This window comes from Vibrio sp. 2134-1, assembly GCF_033339495.1.
This window is the reverse complement of the sequence record NZ_JAWOUS010000665.1, coordinates 1-601: the sequence shown is the minus strand read 5'-3', so window position 1 is coordinate 601 and position 601 is coordinate 1. Positions and strand designations below refer to the sequence as shown.

The 601-nt window shown below is 43.1% G+C and carries 1 protein-coding gene; it reads left to right on the top strand.

Annotated elements, in window-relative coordinates; all coding sequences use genetic code 11:
- Positions 1-601: AAA family ATPase (locus tag R7R78_RS27845; RefSeq protein ID WP_225474816.1), on the top strand; the 601-nt coding region annotated here is incomplete at both ends.

Sequence of the window (601 nt, the reverse complement as noted above, 5' to 3'; positions counted from 1 at the left end):
TCATGTCCGAAGTGATCAAAACAGCCAGTGCCCAATTGACGGATGAAACTAAACCTAATGGCGTGTTTTTATTAACTGGCCCTAGTGGTGTCGGAAAAACGGAATCCGCTCTTGCTATCGCAGAGAAAGTTTATGGGAGCGAAGACAACGTAACCACGATAAATATGTCGGAATTCAAAGAAGAGCATAAGGTTTCATTGTTGTTAGGCTCTCCTCCTGGATATGTCGGATACGGTGAGGGGGGCGTTCTAACGGAAGCCGTAAGGCGTAAACCTTACAGTGTGATTCTGTTGGATGAAATGGAAAAAGCGCACCCCGGTGTGCAAGATATTTTCTATCAAGTGTTTGATAAAGGCTCCATTAAAGATGGTGAAGGTCGAGATATCGATTTTAAAAACACCATCATTATCATGACGGCGAATACTGGCACAGAAACCACAATGTCTCTCTATGCAGATCCAGACTTAGCGCCAGAACCGGAAGCTCTAAAAGAAGCGCTTAGAGATGATTTGCTAACATATTTTAAACCTGCATTTTTGGGGCGGGTTAATGTATTACCTTACTTGCCTCTCGGAAAAGAAGTCCTAACGGAAATAACTAA